The sequence below is a fragment of the Photobacterium sp. R1 genome (genome assembly GCF_054600795.1).
Genome location: NZ_BAAHZP010000010.1, coordinates 25,104 through 44,570 on the forward strand (window position 1 = coordinate 25,104; position 19,467 = coordinate 44,570).

21 protein-coding genes are annotated in these 19,467 nt (G+C 50.1%); 7 read left to right on the forward strand and 14 right to left on the reverse strand.

The features are described from left to right. Positions 1-9: 9 nt before the first annotated feature. Positions 10-624, forward strand: a complete 615-nt coding sequence (locus tag ACYP03_RS16500) for a tRNA-uridine aminocarboxypropyltransferase (RefSeq protein ID WP_459781108.1) — start codon at positions 10-12, stop codon at positions 622-624. Here ACYP03_RS16500 and ACYP03_RS16505 read toward each other — a convergent pair. The 6 genes from ACYP03_RS16505 to ACYP03_RS16530 all read right to left on the reverse strand — a co-directional run bounded on the left by ACYP03_RS16505 (position 621) and on the right by ACYP03_RS16530 (position 7,255). Continuing rightward, positions 621-1,988 (reverse strand): anti-phage deoxyguanosine triphosphatase, encoded by a 1,368-nt coding sequence (locus ACYP03_RS16505; RefSeq protein ID WP_248141088.1) that lies wholly within the window; start codon positions 1,986-1,988, stop codon positions 621-623. The genes ACYP03_RS16500 and ACYP03_RS16505 overlap by 4 nt on opposite strands. Beyond that, a complete protein-coding gene (gene yfbR / locus ACYP03_RS16510; RefSeq protein WP_459781110.1) occupies positions 1,988-2,572 on the reverse strand; it encodes a 5'-deoxynucleotidase in 585 nt (194 codons plus the stop codon). Before yfbR ends, ACYP03_RS16505 begins: the two co-directional genes overlap by 1 nt. Before the next feature lie 102 nt (positions 2,573-2,674). Further along, positions 2,675-3,889, reverse strand: a complete 1,215-nt coding sequence (locus ACYP03_RS16515; protein WP_248141086.1) for a pyridoxal phosphate-dependent aminotransferase — start codon at positions 3,887-3,889, stop codon at positions 2,675-2,677. A gap of 304 nt (positions 3,890-4,193) precedes the next feature. Continuing rightward, entirely contained in the window at positions 4,194-6,068 is a 1,875-nt protein-coding gene (locus ACYP03_RS16520; RefSeq protein ID WP_248141085.1) for an MFS transporter, read from the reverse strand. A gap of 17 nt (positions 6,069-6,085) precedes the next feature. Further along, the gene (locus tag ACYP03_RS16525) at positions 6,086-6,682 is read right to left on the reverse strand and encodes a TetR/AcrR family transcriptional regulator (RefSeq protein WP_248141084.1); all 597 of its coding nucleotides are present in this window, start codon (positions 6,680-6,682) and stop codon (positions 6,086-6,088) included. Positions 6,683-6,847: 165 nt separating this feature from the next. After that, positions 6,848-7,255, reverse strand: a complete 408-nt coding sequence (locus tag ACYP03_RS16530) for an NINE protein (protein WP_248141083.1) — start codon at positions 7,253-7,255, stop codon at positions 6,848-6,850. Positions 7,256-7,533: 278 nt separating this feature from the next. Between ACYP03_RS16530 and ACYP03_RS16535 the strand changes: the two genes are divergently transcribed. Both ACYP03_RS16535 and ACYP03_RS16540 read left to right on the forward strand, forming a co-directional pair. Next, the gene (locus ACYP03_RS16535; protein WP_248141082.1) at positions 7,534-8,394 is read left to right on the forward strand and encodes a Tim44 domain-containing protein; all 861 of its coding nucleotides are present in this window, start codon (positions 7,534-7,536) and stop codon (positions 8,392-8,394) included. Positions 8,395-8,568: 174 nt separating this feature from the next. Then, positions 8,569-8,814, forward strand: coding sequence for a TIGR02647 family protein (locus ACYP03_RS16540; RefSeq protein ID WP_248141080.1), 246 nt, complete (start codon positions 8,569-8,571; stop codon positions 8,812-8,814). On the opposite strand, the gene ACYP03_RS16545 is transcribed toward ACYP03_RS16540, so the two are convergent. Further along, a complete protein-coding gene (locus ACYP03_RS16545; protein WP_330959826.1) occupies positions 8,791-9,012 on the reverse strand; it encodes a YkgJ family cysteine cluster protein in 222 nt (73 codons plus the stop codon). The genes ACYP03_RS16540 and ACYP03_RS16545 overlap by 24 nt on opposite strands. Between ACYP03_RS16545 and ACYP03_RS16550 the strand changes: the two genes are divergently transcribed. Together ACYP03_RS16550 and ACYP03_RS16555 are read left to right on the forward strand one after the other, a co-directional pair. After that, a complete protein-coding gene (locus ACYP03_RS16550; RefSeq protein WP_248141728.1) occupies positions 8,957-9,094 on the forward strand; it encodes a hypothetical protein in 138 nt (45 codons plus the stop codon). The genes ACYP03_RS16545 and ACYP03_RS16550 overlap by 56 nt on opposite strands. Before the next feature lie 210 nt (positions 9,095-9,304). Next, the gene (locus ACYP03_RS16555; RefSeq protein ID WP_248141079.1) at positions 9,305-9,739 is read left to right on the forward strand and encodes a YcgN family cysteine cluster protein; all 435 of its coding nucleotides are present in this window, start codon (positions 9,305-9,307) and stop codon (positions 9,737-9,739) included. Between the two features lie 36 nt (positions 9,740-9,775). Here ACYP03_RS16555 and ACYP03_RS16560 read toward each other — a convergent pair whose 3' ends face one another. The 3 genes from ACYP03_RS16560 to ACYP03_RS16570 form a co-directional block, all read right to left on the reverse strand. Continuing rightward, the gene (locus tag ACYP03_RS16560) at positions 9,776-10,246 is read right to left on the reverse strand and encodes an arsenate reductase/protein-tyrosine-phosphatase family protein (protein WP_459781115.1); all 471 of its coding nucleotides are present in this window, start codon (positions 10,244-10,246) and stop codon (positions 9,776-9,778) included. 75 nt (positions 10,247-10,321) lie between these two features. Further along, positions 10,322-11,272, reverse strand: coding sequence for a tRNA dihydrouridine(16) synthase DusC (dusC, locus tag ACYP03_RS16565; protein WP_459781117.1), 951 nt, complete (start codon positions 11,270-11,272; stop codon positions 10,322-10,324). An 85-nt stretch (positions 11,273-11,357) separates the two neighbouring features. Beyond that, positions 11,358-12,059 carry an NAD(P)H-binding protein gene (locus tag ACYP03_RS16570; protein WP_330959078.1) on the reverse strand — a complete coding sequence of 234 codons (702 nt, stop codon included), beginning with the start codon at positions 12,057-12,059 and terminating at the stop codon, positions 11,358-11,360. Positions 12,060-12,194: 135 nt separating this feature from the next. Between ACYP03_RS16570 and ACYP03_RS16575 the strand changes: the two genes are divergently transcribed. Further along, positions 12,195-12,851 (forward strand): YecA family protein, encoded by a 657-nt coding sequence (locus tag ACYP03_RS16575; RefSeq protein ID WP_459781119.1) that lies wholly within the window; start codon positions 12,195-12,197, stop codon positions 12,849-12,851. A gap of 68 nt (positions 12,852-12,919) precedes the next feature. Here the strand turns inward: ACYP03_RS16575 and dsbB are convergent, their stop codons facing one another. Next, a complete protein-coding gene (gene dsbB, locus ACYP03_RS16580; protein WP_248141700.1) occupies positions 12,920-13,423 on the reverse strand; it encodes a disulfide bond formation protein DsbB in 504 nt (167 codons plus the stop codon). Positions 13,424-13,553: 130 nt separating this feature from the next. Beyond that, positions 13,554-15,143 carry a Na(+)/H(+) antiporter NhaB gene (gene nhaB / locus ACYP03_RS16585; protein WP_459781121.1) on the reverse strand — a complete coding sequence of 530 codons (1,590 nt, stop codon included), beginning with the start codon at positions 15,141-15,143 and terminating at the stop codon, positions 13,554-13,556. Positions 15,144-15,582: 439 nt separating this feature from the next. Here nhaB and fadR point away from each other — a divergent pair, with 439 nt between their 5' ends. Next, positions 15,583-16,434: a fatty acid metabolism transcriptional regulator FadR gene (gene fadR / locus ACYP03_RS16590; RefSeq protein WP_248141072.1), complete on the forward strand. Its 852-nt coding sequence runs from the start codon at positions 15,583-15,585 to the stop codon at positions 16,432-16,434. Between the two features lie 116 nt (positions 16,435-16,550). Here the strand turns inward: fadR and ACYP03_RS16595 are convergent, their stop codons facing one another. Continuing rightward, entirely contained in the window at positions 16,551-18,083 is a 1,533-nt protein-coding gene (locus ACYP03_RS16595; RefSeq protein ID WP_459781123.1) for a SpoVR family protein, read from the reverse strand. An 89-nt stretch (positions 18,084-18,172) separates the two neighbouring features. Then, positions 18,173-19,444, reverse strand: coding sequence for a YeaH/YhbH family protein (locus ACYP03_RS16600; protein ID WP_248141068.1), 1,272 nt, complete (start codon positions 19,442-19,444; stop codon positions 18,173-18,175). Positions 19,445-19,467: the final 23 nt, after the last annotated feature.

Sequence of the window (19,467 nt, forward strand, 5' to 3'; positions counted from 1 at the left end):
GGCACCTCAATGAGCCGCTACTGTGAGCGCTGTGGCAAAGCTGCAAAAGCCTGTATTTGCCAGTGGATAGAAAATGTTGATGCTAGAACTGAACTGTGGATATTGCAACATCCGTCTGAAGTAAAACAGCCTCTTGGGACGGCGCGAATCCTGACTTTGTCATTGCCCAATGCCCGGCTCTGGGTGGGCGAGGATTTCAGCAAGCATGATGAAATCAACACATTGTTGTCGGATCCGGCGCGGCATGCGGCTGTGCTGTATCCGGGGGAGGGCGCTGCTTCCCTTTCGCAATGGGCTGCTGAGTGCAGCCCTCAGCAACGGACGACTTTAATCCTGCTGGATGGAACATGGAAGAAGGCCTACAAAATCTGGCAGCTCTCCGCCAATCTGCAAGCATTACCCTGTGTTCGCCTTGAAGCCGCTTTGGAAGGCAATTACCGGATCCGAAAATCACCTAAAGCATCTGGCCTGTCGACGGTAGAGGCAGCTTATGAAGCGCTGAGCCAGATTGAAGGTGAAAGTAACAAATTTCAGCCGCTGCTCAACACGTTTGACCGGATGATTGATTTTCAAATCAGCCAGATGCCGCCCGGTGTTTACGAACGGCATTACGGGAAAAGTTAAACGGTGGGACCAAGCTTCCAGTCGCTGGCCGGATGGAACAGGTTGCCATAAAGACGCTGAGCAAAGCCGTCGGTCATTCCGGCAATATAGTCAGCGATAATCCGGTGCTCATTCTGGCCGTGATGGATGGCATCCCGCCACCGCTCTCGGGTCCCGGCGGGCAGTAGTCGTTCCGGATCGGACGCCAGAGCCTCGAAGGTTTCCATGATAATTTGCTGACCTTTGTATTCAAGTAGCTGAATCTCTGGCTTGCGAACTACATACTCACTGACAAATTCTTTCAGCACCGTCAGAACTTTTTCCATTGGTACGGAAAGATAGGCATTCCATTTCAGCAGCGGCTCGTCAAAACCGGTTTCATTCTCAGATGTGGTCGGTCCGATTTCAATCGCTGTGATCAGGGCGTTCACCAGTGCGCCGATGGCGTCTTTGCGCTGATGATGATCGGCAAACAACTGCTGACTGAGCCAGTCAATCCGCTCTGTCAGCCAGTCGTCTTCACATAGGGCCAACTGGCTTGCTGCCGCATCCTCCCATTGTTTCTGAGTCACAATTCCCATGACGATGGCATCTTCTAAATCATGCACGCCATAGGCAATGTCATCGGCCAGCTCCATGATGGAACAGTCCAGAGATTTAAAACGGGTCTTCAGGTGCTGGGAAGGTGCCTGTCGTTCGCCTCGCATTGTCGTACTGAGTAACGTCCTGTCTGTATCGGAGAGGGCAGAAAGGATCCAGCTGAACGTGTCGTGATCATCCCGGTAGATACCTTTCGCCGGTTGCCAGTCTTTCGCTCTCAGATGACGGAACTGACGGATGGCAGAGGGCAGTTCGGTTGCCCGGGTCTCACTGATGAATGCGGGATATTTTAACAGTCCAAGCAGGGTCCGGCGCGACAGGTTCATGCCGAACTTTTCTGTGTAGGGTTCCAGCAGTGTGACGATCCGAAAGGTTTGCGCATTGCCTTCAAAGCCGCCGTGGTCCCGCATCATATAGTTCAGAGCCACTTCTCCGCCATGGCCGAAAGGGGGATGGCCGATATCATGTGCCAGACACAGGCTTTCCATCAGGCTGTTTGAAGGCAGCAGTGGCCGAAAATCAGGTTGTTTGATCTTGAGCTGAGCCACGATTCCCGTTCCGATCTGGGAAGCTTCCAGCGAATGGGTCAGCCGGGTGCGGTAAAAATCATGATGTCCTGCACCATGAACCTGGGTTTTGGCCTGGAGCCGGCGAAAAGCGGCGGAATGCAGAATTCTGGCTCGATCTCGCTGGTAGGCGGTCCGGTGGTCCTGACGTCTTTCTTTTTGTTCCTGACTTTTTCTTGCCTGCCATAAATTGGCGGTAGGTTCTCTCTTTTCGCTCATCAGTTTATTTCGTCCAGTGTCAGGTTAAAGCTGGTGGCAAAAGTTGTCAGAAAATAATCCATTTCCGGGGTTTTGCGTTCTTCCAGCGTTTCTTCCAGGCGATTTTTTGCCTGCGTGAATTCATGGTTGCCGGCACTGAGCTCTTCCAGACACTTCAGGTAGGCGCACAGAGTGTCTGCCTGTTTAACGATGTGGTAATCCTGCTGGTTAATCTGCTCACTGACCAGCAACGGGGCATAGTCAGTCTGAAATTCGTCGGGCAGCATCGAGAGCAGCCGTTGCTCGGCCGCAAGTTCAATCTTTTTATATTCTTCGGCAATCGCCGGATTGAAGTATTTGACCGGGGTCGGCATATCGCCGGTTAACACTTCACTGGCGTCGTGGAACATGGCGAGTAAAGCAATTCGTTCCGGATTCAGGGCACCGCCAAAGTGCCGGTTTTTAATCAGGGCGAGAGCATGAGCGACAAAAGCAACCTGGAGGCTGTGTTCGGAGACGTTCTCGCTGGTGACAGATCGCATCAGTGGCCAGCGCTGGATGAGCTTCATTCGGGCCAGATGAGCAAAAAAATGGCTGGTTTTCATAGGGCTTCCAATTCATAAGCTTTCTATTAAACCTATCAGATTTTGGCCTGCCTAGAAATGACAAAGCCCCGGAGACCAGGGCTTTGTTTTGTCAGTGTGAGATTACTGGCGGTAACCATGCAGGAAGCGCTCGAGACGGCCGATGGCCATTTCCAGATCATCCACCCGTGGCAGGGTGACAATACGAAAGTGATCCGGTTTCTTCCAGTTAAACCCGGTGCCATGCACGATCAGGACTTTTTCCTGTTGTAGAAAATCCAGTGCCATTTTCTGATCGTCAACGATGTTGAATTTCTTCTGATCCAGTTTCGGGAACAGATAGAGCGCGCCTTTCGGCTTCACGCAGGAAACCCCTGGGATCTGCGTAATCATGTCATAGGCTTTGTTCCGCTGCTCCAGCAAGCGGCCGCCCGGCAGGATCAGCTCATTGATACTTTGGTAGCCTCCCAGCGCCGTCTGGACGGCATGCTGCATCGGGACATTGGCACACAGGCGCATGGATGCCAGCATATCCAGACCTTCGATATAGCGTTTGGCAACCTGACGGGGACCGGACAGCAGCATCCAGCCCGCCCGGAAACCACAGACCCGGTAGGATTTGGACAAGCCATTAAATGTGACGCAGAATACATCTTCTGCCAGAGGTGCAATCGAGGTGTGCTGTGCACCGTCATACAGAATTTTGTCGTAGATTTCGTCAGCAAAGATAATCAGTTTGTGCTGACGGGCAATTTCAATTACTTCCAGCAGAAAATCCCGGCTATAAACAGCCCCGGTCGGGTTGTTCGGGTTGATCAGCACAATACCACGCGTCTTCGGTGTGATTTTGCTGCGGATGTCATCCAGATCCGGATACCAGTCAGACTCTTCATCACAAATATAATGCACCGGGTTACCGCCAGACAGCGAGATTGCTGCGGTCCAGAGCGGATAGTCTGGTGCCGGGACCAGGATTTCATCGGTGTTGTCGAGCAGGGCTTGCATCGCCATAACAATGAGTTCAGAAACACCGTTACCGATATAGACATCTTCTACGTCAATATCGAGTAATCCGCGTCGCTGATAGTGCTGCACAACGGCCTTACGGGCAGAATAAATGCCTTTTGAATCGCAGTAGCCCTGAGAGGTTGGCAGGTTACGGATCACGTCCACCAGGATCTCATCCGGTGCATCGAAACCGAATGGTGCGGGGTTGCCAATGTTGAGCTTAAGAATTTTGTGGCCTTCTTCTTCCATGCGCTTGGCATGTTTCAGAACGGGACCCCTAATGTCATAACAAACATTATTGAGCTTGGTAGACATCCCGATGTTGTGCATGTGGTCATCCTGCAAAAAGTGAGCAATTCCGACAAATTACACTAAATACCACCTTCAGATAAAGGCTTTGCAGGAAAAAATTATGTGAAGATGGGGTATTTAATTAATTAGCAGAATAAAACGCTGACAGGGTGAAAGTTGGCCCATAAGAAAAATGACAGAGTTAATTATTCTACAATTGGCATTTTTCTAGTTTTTATGTCTGTTAAGGCGAACTGGTTTGGTTGAATGAACTGGGTATGGTTTAACTCAGGAGGCGAGAGCGGAAAGCGCGATATTCCGCGCTTTCCGTATTTACAGAGGTTCAGCGTGCTTCGCCGCGTAAGGCGATGACGGTTTCCCGTAATGTTGTACTGTTTGCCTCATGCGCATCTAGAGGTTCACCTGCCACAATTGTGACCCGGGACCAGAAACGCTTTGGCCACTTCAGTAAAGCCCGTCCGCCTTCCCGGCTGAAATAGCTTCCCCACAGCCCCTTTAGTGCCATCGGCAGTACAGGCGCCGGAGAGCGTTTGAGGATGAGATCAATGCCACGCATGAATGGGCCGATTTCACCGTCATGGGTCAGTTTCCCTTCCGGGAAGATGCAGACCAGCTCACCCTGAGACAGACAGTTCTCAACTTCCTCAAATGCCCGCTGAATTGAGCGGCGGTCTTTAGCGGCAATCGGAATCACTTTACAGGCGCTGCAGAAAGTTTTGATCAGCGGCATTTTGAAGATGTCTTCATCCATTATAAAACGGATTGGACGGGGACAGGCACCGGCCAGCAGAAGTGCGTCCATATAACTGACGTGGTTGCACACGATCAGCGCACCGCCTTGTTTGGGAATATTCTCCAGTTGCTGGTGACTGACCCGGTAAATGGTATGGCTGACAATCCAGACGATAAACCGCCAGAAAAAATCAGGTGCCTGCAGATAGATATACCCCAGAATCAGAAGATTCATGCCAGCCAAAAACAGGAAAAACTGCGGGATGGTCAGCGACAGGACCGACAGGAAGATGATGGCAACAATTGCACTGGCGACCATGAAAATCGCATTCCAGATGTTATTGGCAGCGATCACCTGTGCCCGTTCGTTTGGCTTGGCCCGGTTCTGCATCATGGCATACAGCGGGACGATATAAATACCGCCGGAGACTCCCAGCATGGTCAGAGAAAAGAAGACGCGCAGCAACTCAGGCTGGGTCAGAAATGCCCACAGAGAATCTGTCATCGGGGCAATATCCGGTGTCGCAAACATCAGGTCAGCACCAAAGAAGGTGATGCCCAGCGAGCCCAGAGGCACGATACCCGGTTCAATGCGGTGTCCGGACAGACGATCACAGAGCAGCGAGCCAATCGCAATCCCAATTGAAAACAGTGTCAGCAGGACGGAGACTGAGGCCGCATTGCCTCCGAGATGCAGCCTGGCAAAATTGGGGAACTGGGTCAGGTAAGAAGCGCCCAGGAACCAGAACCAGCTGATGCCCAGCACACACTGAAGGACCACCTTGTCTTTAGCGGCAATTGACAGCGTACGGCGGGTTTGCCTGATCGGTTGCCACCGGAATGGTGGGGGTGTACCGCTGGGTTTGGCATCCGGTATGTAACGGGAACTGAGATAACCCAGGATGGCAAAACACACGACAGCAACGGCAGCAATCAGTCTGGCTTGCTCCTGACTGGCGATAATGCCTGCCAGCAGCGTGCCCATCAGAATGGCCAGAAAGGTGCCGGTTTCAACCAGCGCATTACCTGAGACCAGCTCTTCTTTTTTCAGGTGCTGAGGCAGCAGGGCATACTTCGCCGGGCCAAAGAATGCTGATTGGGCCCCCATCAGAAAGAGTAAAAGTAACAGAGCCATATAATTTTCGGTCATGAAAGCAACAGCTGCCATGGCCATGATAATGATCTCCGCCAGTTTCACCTTCCTCATGATGAAGGCTTTATCGTAGGTATCCGACAGGACCCCGGCTGTTGCTGAGAACAGAAAGAAAGGCAGAATAAAGATGCCAGCCGCGAGATTGATAATCAGATCGGTTTCAAATGGCAGTGTTCCGGGGGCAGCAAAAGCGATCAGAATCAGCAGAACATTTTTATAAATATTATCGTTGAACGCGCCCAGCGCCTGAGTTAGAAAATAAGGTAAAAAGCGGCGTTTTCTAAGCAGTGCTGCTTGTGACTGACTGGCCATTGTTCCAGATTTCCTCCTTATACTTGCCAGACGCTGAGGTAGGTGTCTAACAGATTATCAATCAGTGCTTTCCCATCGACAGGCGTCGAGGTGAAGAGTTTGTCGTCAACCGTCAACAGCGTAATGCCATGGACTCCCGCCCATATAACACGGCTGGCTTCGAGCACCGCTTTTTCTGACTGAGTCGGGATCAGCTGGCGGATCAGGTCTTCCAGCATGCTGGTCATATTATTAATACGTTCATGCTGCCATTCAGGCAGTTCTTCGCCATTCATGGTGTGCTGAAAAATCAGCTGCCAGCGGTAAGGATGGGCTGCTGCGAAATTCAGATAACAGTACGCCAGTTTTCGCAGGGCATCTTTGGTTGAGCTGGCATGCTGCATTTCTTTTTCTGCTTCAGCAAAGAGCTCGTCCAGCGTCTGTGCAATGGCATGAAGCAGCAGTAGATTATAGTTACCGAATACATTCACCAGAGTACTGGGCACATAGCCAATCATGGCTGCAACTTTACGTAAGCTCAGTTCGTGATGCGGGTGTTCACTGAGAAATTGTTTCACTTGCTCCAGCGTCATGCTGATGAGTTCTTCCCGCGTGTGGTCGTTTCGTCTTGCCATGATATTCCCTACATGGTGCTTGAAAGCACGTACAACAGGCCGGGCATAATGCCGCCTTCTTTCAAAAGAGCTTACCGGCTCCAAAATAAGTATAGAATTAGAACAATGTTCAATATTCTAGGGGGAAGATTCAGTACCGGTCAAGGCAGGTGCGAACCGGTGCTGTCAGCCTCTCCGGGAGTTTTCGACGGATACCTGATCATTCAATGTCCAGAAATCAATCAGTAAACCGATCAGGAAGAAGCCACACGTCAGCAGATAAATGATGCCGGTAAGCCATTTTCCCATGTACATTCGGTGTACACCAAAAATCCCCAAAAATGTGAGCAGTAACCAAGCGATGTTATAGTCGAGCTCGCCACCCTGAAACCTCAGATCGGCTTCTTTGTCCATTCCCGGAATCAGGAACAGGTCTATCAGCCAGCCAATCCCCAGCAGACCCAGGGTTAAAAACCAGATGGTTCCCGTGACTGGTTTTCCATAGTAAAAGCGGTGAGCACCGGTAAATCCGAAAATCCAGAGCAGATAGCCTATCAGTTTACTGTGCGTATTCTGGTGTGTGGTTTCTTGCATGGCCTCATCTCTTCTGTGCTGTGGGCAAAAAAGTTCCCTGCTAATACTAGGTGTGAAACGAACTGCGGAACAAGTTATTTCATTAACTTAGCCGTAGAAGATCGCAATGCAGCTCTGGAATTGACTATAAGTTGACAATTCACAGGGGCAAATTGGCTACTTCTGCCAAATTTGGTAACAATTTGGCCAACTGAAGCAGATTGACTTTACATTCCCCCCGGCTAGGATGCATAAGGTCTGGTAAAACCATGCATTCACAAGGCAAAGGTAAAGGATTGATGAAAAGCTTTATTACCATGTTTGCGTTAATCGTTGCGGTATCATTTACTGCACCTCACGCAGAAGCGAAAAAATTCGGCGGCAGTAAGTCGCTGGGCAAAAGTTATCAAACAGCGCCGGCTCAGAAGCAGCAACCGCAGCAAACGGATACAATCAGCAAGCAGAACCCGACGGCTTCTTCAGGTAAAAAAGGCCTGATGGGCGGTCTGTTGGGAGGTCTGCTGGCGGGCGGCTTGTTAGCTGCATTCTTCGGTGGTGCATTTGAAGGTATCCAGTTCATGGATATTCTGATTTTTGGCCTGATTGCATTTCTGATCTTTAAGTTCCTGAAAGGGATGCGTAAAGCCAAGCCAACAGCAATGGGACATCAGCAGGCCTATGCGGGTGATTCACCACAGGATCAGGGGCAGTTCCGCCAGCAAACGGGCGGCTTTGGCGGTAACGCAGCGCAGTCACAGTATCAGTCAACCGACAGTGATGTGCCATTCAACTTGCCTCCGGGCTTTGACATGAATGGGTTTCTGCACGGTGCTCGGGATCATTACCGCATTCTGCAGGGAGCATGGAACCATAATGAGCTGGAGACAATTCGAGAGTATGTCAGTCCGGCGCTGTTTGACGATCTCAAGACAGAGCGTTCCAGACTCGAAGGTGAACAGCACACTGAAGTCATGTTTGTCGATGCTGAGCTGGTCCGTGCCGATTATGATGCTTCCTCTGCACACCTGAGTATCAAGTTCTCAGGACGCTATCAGGACCGTCATGAAGGTGTAGAAGAAGAAATTACGGATATCTGGCATCTGGAACGAGACCTGACAGCTCCGAACGCACCTTGGTTGATTGTGGGCATTCAGGCTTAAACAATCACTGTCAGCGTTAACAAGTGACTTACCATGAACCGCTTATCTTTTTTAGGGATAGGCGGTTTTCTTATTGCTGAAAATCAGAGAATTGCCACGGGTTTGATCTAAACCCCAGCGTGATCCGGTTTCTATCGCTATGCTTGGGGGAAGTCATCAAGAAGTGAGGTCGATATGCCTTTAACACCAGATTTAGTGAATGAATTGAACCTGTTGGTGAAATTTCCGATGCACAGTGATATGGAGGGGGTCAAAGTTCACCATGAGGCCGGTGCTGACATGGTGTCGGCAGCACAGCGGCTGTATGACAAAGGATTGGTGACACAGCCTGATGGCGGTTACCTGACGCACTCCGGCCATCAGGCACTGGAGCATGCTAAAACGGCGCTGCGGATTTTAGCAGGTACTGTGAACGTCTGAGAGCCGCTCGAGCTCTGTCAGGTTCGAAAACGCCTGTGTATTGGTGTTTCCGCATACATCCGGGCAGGGCTTGAACTGATGGCAGACAGCCGGGCGCTCCGGTTGACCGAAAAGCTTGCACAGGTTTTTTTCATTGAGCTGAATGCAGCGGACACCAGCGGGCTTACCATTTGGCATCCCCGGTATCGGGGATGAAATGCTCGGGGCGATGCAGCAGGCACCGCAACCTAAACGACAGTCCATCACAACCTTCTATACTTTCTGTGTCAGCATGCGCTGAGTGTAGGCCGTGAAACCGGCCTTTTGCTGGTGGCGCAAACTACCATTCAACACAGCAGGGATCAAGCTTTGCCTGCCGGTTGCACTCCTGTTGCCGGGCTGAAATTCTGACTCAAGGGTTGCACTTTGTCTGGCAGACGGCTATAACACCGCCTTTCTTTCTTCTTACTCAGCGAAGAAGGTGAATGTTCAACAGCAGCAGGACAGAACGATGGCAGCATTTTGGCAAGAGAAAGATCTGACAGCAATGACAGACGCGGAGTGGGAATCTCTCTGTGATGGCTGCGGGAAATGCTGTCTGCATAAGCTCATCGATGATGATACCGATGAGATTTACTATACCAATGTCGCCTGTAGCTTGCTGGATGATCAAACCTGTTCCTGTAAAGATTATGCCAACCGGTTTGAATCTGGTGAAGAGTGCCTCAAACTGACGCGTGAGCGTATTGATGAATTCAGCTGGTTGCCGGACACTTGTGCTTATCGCCTGCTGGCTGAAGGGAAATCTTTGCCGGAATGGCACCCGCTGATTACGGGCTCCAAAGAGGCCATGCACGCTGCCGATCAGTCGGTGCGGGATAAAGTGGTGTACGAAATCGATGTGATCGACTGGGAAGACCACATTTTGAATCATCCCAACCGTTAATCACGCCTTTCTTCTTTATATCTGTTGAGCCAGTGGCTAACGGAGCGCCTGCTGGCTCAGTCTGCGCTTGATTTCTTCGGTACTCATGGCTTCCAGAGGCAGCATCAGCAGGGTATCAATATGATGCTTCAGAAGCCTGGTGGTTTCTTCACAAGCTTTTTCCTGTTCCACAGGGTCTTCACTGGAAGTCAGCGGATTCGGTAAGTCCCAGTTGATCCGAATGCCATCTGCCAGCCAGTTTGGGCAAGGTTCATCATGCAGGCTGTCACAGACAGAGATCACCAGATCCGGATGAAAACGGCTGAATTCTTCCCAGGATTTACTTCGGAAGTCGACTGGGTTCAGCCCCATCTCAGACAGATAAGTTTTGATTTGGGGGGATAACTCCCCGCTGGGATCACTGCCGGCGCTGGCTACTTCAAAACCTGAGGGCAAAAAGCGTTTGGCGACCGCTTCGGCAAGGATGCTTCGGCATGCATTATGGCGACAGAGAAACAGCACTTTCATGGTTTCACCGGTTTCTTTCACAAGGTTGGTTTAAACAGCCTAAGTCTTCCCGGTGAACTTTTTGGGTCAGTTTGATTACGCCGACAGCGCAAGCTGTGCTGAGCGCAAGACCTCAATGATTGGTGCTGCTTTGTTATGGCGGCGTACGTCGGCAAACAATTCTTTGGCCTGCGGATATTCGTGACGCAGATAGGCGAACCATTGTTTGACCCGGTTCGGGTAATACAAGCCTTTGTCGCCTTTGATTTCGTATTCTGAATACTTCAACAGCAGAGATACCACTTCGTGCCATGGCATGTGTGACTGGTTGTATTTCACCACATTGCCAAGGTTCGGCAGGTTCAGTGCTCCGCGGCAGACCATCAGTGCATCGGCTTGTGTTGTGGCCATGCAAGCGTTGCTGTCTTCGTGGTTCCAGACTTCGCCATTGGCAACCACTGAGATGGCAGCCTTTGCTTTCACCTGGCGGATATAGTCCCACTTAATCGCTTCAGCTTTGTATCCGTCAGCCTTCGTGCGGGCGTGGATCGTCACTTCATCCGCTTTGGCTTGCGCAACGGCATCAACAATGTCAAAGCAATGAGCAGGATCATCCCAGCCGAGACGCACCTTCGCGGTGACAGGCAGCCGGGGATCAACCGCATCCCGGACAGCTTTTACAATGCGGTACATGAGGTCAGGCTCTTGCAGCAGAACCGCGCCGCCGCGACTTTTATTCACAGATTTGGCCGGGCAGCCAAAATTAATATCAATGCCCGGTGAGCCCAGTGAGGCGGCAAGGTGGGCGTTTTCAGCCATCCAGTCTGGATCCTGCCCGAGTAACTGAACTCGTACGGGGGTGCCCGATTTGGTTCTCCCCCCCTGCCGTAATTCCGGGCAGAGGCGATAGAACACGCTTTTGGGTAAACGCTGGTCGATCACCCGAATAAATTCGGTGACACACAGATCGTAGTCATTGATATCGGTCAGCATTTCCCGCATCAGGTGGTCAAGGACACCTTCCATCGGGCCAAGTATCAGTCTCATCGCTTCAGGGCACAGCAGGTCAATTCAGGGAGGCGAGATTGTAGTGCGGAACAGGGCGATTGTCACCTGCGATGTCCGGGATGTCTCAGGCTTGGGGCTGTTCTCCGTGAAACGGCGGATGTCTGAGCTCGTTGCTTTTGATGATTTGTGTAGCAGCAGTTGTTGTATCCAGTGACTGCAGGCCGGCATTGAACATAGCACGTGCCACGTCCTCCGCGGGGATGGGGCGGAGATGTGAAAGCGGGCCGATGAGCACGGGCTGAAACAGTTCCAGTATTTTCTGGGTCAGAATTTCATCCTGACGGGGGTGTTCTCGTTCGCCAGTAAGTGGTCCGGGTCGGACAAAGATACAGTGTGCGAAACCCATATCACTGAGTGCTTGTTCCATCTCAGCTTTACAGCGTAGATAAAATGAAGGGGAGTACAGGCTGGCACCAAGACTGGAGATGACAACCAAGTGCTTCACGCCCAATTGATGCATGCTGCGTGCGACTGACTTGACCAGTTCCACATCGACCGCTTTCAGCCCGGCTTTTCCTCCGGCATTTTTCTTTGTTGTGCCCAGGCAGATAAAACCCAGTTCCGGAACAGGATCGGTTTCTTCCCACTCAGTAATTCTGAGCTCCGGATGAACAATCTGTACCAGATGCTTGCTGCGATAAGGCAAAGCGGACCGTGTTAAGGCGTAGACGCTTTCGAAGGTATCGCTGCCGAGCAGGATATGCAGCAGTTCGTTGCCGACCAGTCCAGTTGCCCCGGCGATGATTGCGCTGATCTGTCGTTGCATGTGGTTATCTCATGGTTGGTTATTGAGTCCATTTTGACGTTGCTTTGGCTGAAAATTCAACAATAAATCGTCATATTTGCGGCATTTTTGGGATGCGTTATACTCGCCGCGATAAATACAAGACAGGAAAAGACCATGACCACATTGATCACCCTTTCCAAAGACTGGGACGGTATGCCGCCAGCCTTTATTGAAGGCGCACTGTTAGCTGCGAATGCAAATCCTGCGGCAATGGAGCCGGATTCCTGGTTGCCGGTTCTGATTCACGGCGGTTTACCGGAAGAGGAATCCACTGAGATCAGTCAGCCGGACAGAGCCGCGATTCTGGCGCATTTTGAAAATCAATATCTGATGATCAAAGCCGGTGAGTATGTGTTGCCTGAAGCTCTTCAGTGGCAGAAAGCTGACGGTGTGTCGGAAGCCATGGGGCATTTTGCGGAAGGATTTTTGTCTGTCTGGCCATATGTTGAAGACAATTGGGCAGATAAACCTCTCTCTGACGGTACGGCAAGAATGCTGTCAGCTTTACTGACGACCTGCATGCTGATGATGGATGAGGCCGATACGCTGGCACAAATGGCAGATGCAGGAGTGGACAGTATGCCGGAGCCCCAGACGCTGTATGCAAGCTTGCCGCTGATGATCACTGAAGTGGTGATGGCTGCGGATGAATTACAGCAGGGCGGTAGCGCAGCTCAGTCTGTGAATCCATACAAAGGGGTTGGTCGAAATGATCCCTGTCCTTGTGGCAGTGGGAAAAAATTTAAGCAATGTTGCGGGAAAAACTCGTGAACTTGAACAAGGAGGCTGAATGCCTCCTTTGTTTTTCTGAAGTCAGTGAGGAGACAGGTCTGACGGGCTTATTTACTTTTCACGAATTGTGAAATCACAATCACGGCCCAGGCAACCAGATTGGCAGCAAAAATGATGACCAGCCACTGCGGCATCGACTGTCCCAAGAATTGCCAGACCACTTTGCTGCAATCGCCATAGGCCTCAAACAGCCATGGAGCCCACTGGTTGAGGGGAGCCCAGTCAGGAAGCTTGACAAAGAGATCACAGGTGGCGAAAGGTGAGGGATTGAACTGATAGCCAACATGTTCCTGCGCCAGCGATAACCCGCGCCAGGCACTGAAGCCCCACATGGCAAGTCCAGCCCAGCGAAATACCGGTTTTTCTGGCGCGATCAGTCCGATGAGCGCCGCGATACCGATGCCAAACATGGCAATGCGTTCGTAGATACACATGACGCAGGGTGCCAGATTCATAACGTGCTGGAAGAACAGTGCGCAGCCTTCAAAGAAGACGACAAAAAGCAGCAACAATAGCCACGATAGGCGATGTTGGCTGAAGGTTTTTAACATCTGCATGAAATTCTCTCGGTCAAATCAAACAAAGGGGCTGTCAATACTTCGCATTTGCGAAAGCACTACAACCCCTTACATCTCAGCGTGTTGCTTCAGCTATGACAACGTAGAGAAACAGAAATTCCCTTTAGTGTCCAGCAACAGGTGCCAATTGTTGAATCACACCACTGGCTGCGGTAAGCCAGCCTTGCTGATACATCCATTCAGTGGCCGGAACCAGTGTCAGTTCAATACCCGCCAGACCAATCAGCGACAGGACCAGTGTATACGGCAAAGCCATATAAACCATCTGGCCATAAGACAGGCGGATGAGCGGTGCCAGCGCCGAAGTCAGTGCGAACAGGAAGGCCGCCTGACCGTTTGGTGTGGCAACCGATGGCAGGTTTGTCCCGGTATTAATCGCAACCGCCAGCATATCGAAACGATCGCGGTCGATCATGCCGGACATTAAGGCGGACTTCACTTCGTTGATGTAAACCGTTCCGACGAAGACGTTATCCGATACCATCGACAGCAAGCCATTGGCAATGTAGAACATGCCCATCTGCGCGTTTCCGTCCATTTCCAGTACGGCGGTAATGATCGGGCTGAACAATTTCTGTTCGATGATCACGGCGACAACAGAGAAGAACACTGCCAGCAATGCTGTGAACGGAAGCGCTTCTTCAAATGCTTTCCCCAGTGAATGTTCTTCAATGATACCGGTGAATGCCGTTGCCAGAATAATGACGGTCAGACCAATCAGTCCCACTGCCGCCAGGTGCATTGCAAGAGCTACAATCAGCCAGACAGCAATGATGACCTGTACCCAGAGTTTTGCTACATCCAGATTGGTTCGGTTTTTCCGCTCTTCATTATCGAAATCGATCAGAATTTTACGAACGTTTTCCGGCAGTTTGGCGCCGTAACCACACAGGCCAAATTTCTCGACCAGCACACAGGTCAGCATACCGCAGATGAACACAGGGATCGTCACAGGTGCCATTCGCAGGAAGAAGTCACCGAATTGCCAGCCAGCCTGATTGGCAATAATCAGGTTTTGCGGCTCACCGACCATAGTCATCACACCACCCAGTGCAGTACCGACACCGGCATGCATCAGCAGGCTGCGCAGGAACGCACGGTAGTTTTCCAGATCATCACGGCTTAATTCGTGGATGTTGTGATCGGAAGTGTGGTCATGCGCTGCGTGTGGCTCCTGACCGGAAGCAACTTTGTGATAGATGCTGTAGAAACCAGTGGTGACACTAATCACGACTGCAATTACCGTCAGCGCATCCAGGAAGGCTGACAGAAAGGCGGCCATGATGCAGAAAGCCAGTGAGAGCAGAATTTTGGATCGGATGCCGATCAATATCTTTGTGAAGATGAACAGCAGCAGTTGCTTCATGAAGTAAATACCGGCCACCATGAAAATCAGGAGCAGTAATACTTCAATGTTGGCAACCAACTCGTGTTTGACCAGTTCTGGCGTTGTCATCCCAATTGCGACTGCCTCAATGGCCAGTAGACCACCGGGCTGCAAGGGATAGCATTTCAATGCCATTGCCAGTGTGAAGATGAACTCAACCACCAGTAACCAGCCAGCGACAAATGGGTCAATCAGGAAAAAGACGATAGGATTGATCACCAGGAAGGCAATGATAGTGAGTTTATACCAGTTGGGCGCTTTACCCAGAAAGTTTTTAATAAGCGCGTTCCCTAGCGTGATAGCCATGTTGTTAATCTCGTGTTATTTATTGATGCAACCAAACAAAAACAGTGTTCCGCCAGAGCAACATGTGTTGCTTGGCTGACCATGGCAGAGTTTGATAGCAGGCCGCTTCCATGTCGGGCATGCTTATTTGGTAGGCTGCCCTTGTGTTATTGGCCGTAATTTTAACTGATTGTATGAATCGATTGTTAAAGTGTTAATGTTTCGTAACATAAATTTATGGCAGTTTCATAGGCAATAAACTACCAAAGGCAGATTGTAGCAGAAATATTTAGAAATATATTCGTCAGAACAATAAGTTGGGGCGAGTGTCTGAAAGCAGGATTTTGCGCCTTTGTTAACCTACTTCAAAACTCCCGGTGGCAACGTTTCTACTCGGCCAAAACTAGTGGTATGATGAGTTCATAAAAGATAGCAAGAAGCAAGTTTGGAAAACTAACTGATGGTTATAAAGGCGGATAGCCCAGCAACATTTGCTGAGAAATACATCATTGAGAGCATCTGGAACAATCATTTTCCGCAGGGGTCAATTTTGCCTGCTGAGCGTGAATTATCAGAACTGATTGGTGTTACGCGAACAACTTTACGCGAAGTGCTGCAGCGCTTGGCTCGAGACGGGTGGTTAACGATACAGCATGGCAAACCAACCCGTGTGAACAATTATATGGATACGTCCGGACTGAGTATTCTGGACACTCTGATTACCCTTGATGGACAGGACGTTCAGCGTGTTCTTGAAGATCTTTTGGCCGCTCGCACCGATATCAGCACCGTTTATATGCGTTATGCTGTGAAATCGAACAGCGAAAAAGTCAGTCAGCTTCTGGATTATGTGATTCATTCCTGTGAAAAACTCATGGCAGCAGACAGCTTCGAGGCTTTTGTGGAAGACTGTGATGCAAAACCTGAGTTGCTGAGCGAAGTCAGGAAAATCGTTGATAAGTATGGTAAAGAACAGCCTGAACTGTGCGAGCAGATTTGTCGTGCACGTGCGTTCAACTATTTTGATTACCGCATGTTCCAGGGAATGGCGACCCATTCAGGAAACATTCTGTATGTGCTGACCATTAACGGCTTACGTAAAATTTATACCCGAGTGGGTGGTTACTATTTTATGAGCCGTGAAGCCTGCGAGCTGGCGCTGAGTTACTATCGTGATCTGAAGTCTATCTGTGATAACCATCAGCCTGAGCTGGTGGCTGATCGTATCCGTAAATATGGTCGCGACAGTGGTGCCATTTGGTACAGCAACCGCGTCGAAATTGCTCGTTTTCTGCACGAAGAAGAGCAGTAATGACTGTGCAGTGAAGATTTTACAGAAAACTGACAGAGCTCAGTTAAATGTGAAAAATAGAGATATGAAAAGAGAGGCAATATGCCTCTCTTTTTTTTACGAAGATGATTCCGCCGTTAAAGTTCAGTTGTATAACTGCTGCCCCGGCTTGGGCAGGTTGCCAGAATATGACTTCTACCGTCACTCAGTTCTTCTTCCAGGATGACATCAAAACCCCACAAACGGTGCATGTGTTTCAGTACTTCACTGTAGCTGTCAGCCAGTGGAATACGGTTATGAGGCACATAACGCAGCGTCAGTGAACGGTCTCCGCGCAGTGCCACATTCCACACCTGGATGTTGGGTTCGTTGTTACTCAGATTGTACTGTGAAGACAATTTCTCACGAATGGCCCGGTAGCCTTCTTCGTTATGGATTGCATTCACTTCCACATAGTTATTTCTGTCATCATCTTCTACAGCAAAGAACTTGAAGTCCCGGATGAGTTTTGGGGACAGGAACTGGCTGATGAAGCTTTCATCCTTGAAGTTTTCCATCGCGAAATGCACGGTATCCAGCCAGTTTTTACCAGCAAAATCGGGGAACCAGTATTTGTCTTCTTCCGTTGGATTTTCACAGATCCGGCGAATATCCTGGAACATAGCAAATCCTAACGCATAAGGATTGATGCCACTGTAGTAGGGGCTGTTATAAGTTGGCTGCGCGACCACGTTGGTATGGCTGTGCAAAAATTCAATGATAAATCGGTCTGTGACCAGGCCTTCATCGTAAAGATGATTCAGAATCGTGTAATGCCAGAAAGTCGCCCAGCCTTCATTCATCACCTGGGTTTGTTTCTGCGGATAGAAATACTGACTGATTTTACGCACAATCCGAACAATTTCACGTTGCCACGGCTCCAGAAGCGGCGCATGTTTCTCGATGAAATACAGGATGTTTTCCTGTGGTTCGGCCGGGAAACGAGCCTCTTCAAATCCAGTGTCTTTTTCTTCATGCGTTGGAATGGTTCGCCACAAAGCATTGACCTGGGTTTGCAGGTAATCTTCCCGGGCTTTTTGACGGGCCTTTTCTTCAACCAGTGAAATTTTCTGAGGACGTTTGTACCGATCGACACCGTAATTCATGAGCGCATGACAAGAGTCGAGTAGTTTTTCCACTTCTACATCGCCATACTTCTCTTCACAATCCGTTATGTATTTACGGGCAAAGAGCAGGTAATCGATGATTGAACTGGCGTCAGTCCAGGTTTTGAACAGGTAGTTGCCCTTAAAAAAGGAATTATGACCATAGCTGGCATGGGCCATCACCAACGCTTGCATGGTAATGGTATTTTCTTCCATCAGATAGGCGATACAGGGATCAGAGTTGATCACAATCTCGTACGCCAGACCCATCTGACCATGTTTGTAGCCGCGTTCAGTTTCAATGAAACGTTTACCGAATGACCAGTGATGGTAATTAATGGGCATCCCAATACTGGAATATGCATCCATCATCTGTTCGGCTGTAATGATCTCAATCTGGTTTGGGTAGGTATCTAACCGATAATGGCTGGCCACCCGCTTGATCTCTGTGTGGTACTCGTCAAGCAGATCAAATGTCCAGTCCGGACCATCACTGAGTGTCTTTCGCTTGGTGTCTGTTACCATAACCCACTCCCCTGATGCACTTTGGCCAATGAGCGCAGTCCTTTCCGTGCTGCATACTGCCGGGCGAGGTTTGATGTCGCCCGGTCAGTTTAATGGACTTGTTTCTTAAACAGTTCTCTGAATACCGGGAAGATATCTTCCACGCTGCGAATGTTCTGCATGGCAAAGTTTTCGTGGTTGCCCAGCAGAGATTCATATTCACGCCATAAAGTCTGATGCGCGCGACGGGTGATCTCAATGTAGGAGTAATAGCGTGTGACAGGCAGAATATGCTTGTCGAGCAACTCACGACATCCCGGAGAGTCATCCGCCCAGTTATCACCGTCAGATGCCTGTGCGGCATAGATGTTCCACTCTGAAGGCGAGTAGCGTTTCTTCACGATTTCATCCATCAGCCGCAGTGCACTGGATACAATGGTGCCCCCGGTTTCCTGTGAATAAAAGAACTCGTGTTCATCGACTTCTTTTGCCTGCGTATGGTGCCGGATAAAAACGACTTCCACATTTTTGTAGGTTCGGGTCAGGAACAGGTAAAGCAGAATATAAAACCGCTTTGCCATGTCTTTTGTGGCCTGATCCATTGAACCCGAGACATCCATCAGACAAAACATGACCGCCTGACTGCTGGGCATCGGACGACGTTCATAGTTTTTATATCGCAGGTCAAAGGTATCAATGAAAGGCACACGGCTGATACGTTCCCGCAGCGTCTGAATCTCCTCCTTCACCCGTTGTTCATCAAAAGGTTGTGCCGGTTCTGTACTTTGCAGTCGTTCCAGTTCCTGCTCCAGCTCACGAAGCTGACGACGTTTCGCCGCTGTCATTGCGGTGCGTCGCGCCAGCGAGTTTTGCAGAGACTTCACGATGGCAATATTTGCCGGAACCCCGGTCGATTTAAAGCCGGAGCGGAAGGTTTTCCACTCAACAATTTTGTTGAACTGATTCTTTTTCAGATTCGGCAGTTCCAGATCTTCAAACAACAGATCCAGATATTCATCTTTCGAAATCTGAAACACAAAATCGTCCTGGCCTTCACCGTCGGGGCTGGCCTGACCATCACCGGCACCCCCTGAACCTGCTCCTCCCTGGGGCCGCTCAATGCGGTCACCAGGGCTGAACTGATCATTACCAGGGTGAACAATTTCCCGTTGCCCGCCGCGTCCCTGATGGAACGCGGGTTCACGGATGTCGCGGGAAGGGATACTGATACTTTCTCCGCTTTCCACGTCAGTGATGGAGCGTTTATTTACCGCGTCAGCAATTGAGTCTTTGATCTGCTGTTTGTGGCGACGTAAAAAACGCTGCCGGTTTACTGTGCTCTTGTTTTTCCCGTTGAGCCTGCGGTCGATAAAATGCGCCATAAGCTCTCCCCCTTAATCATCAT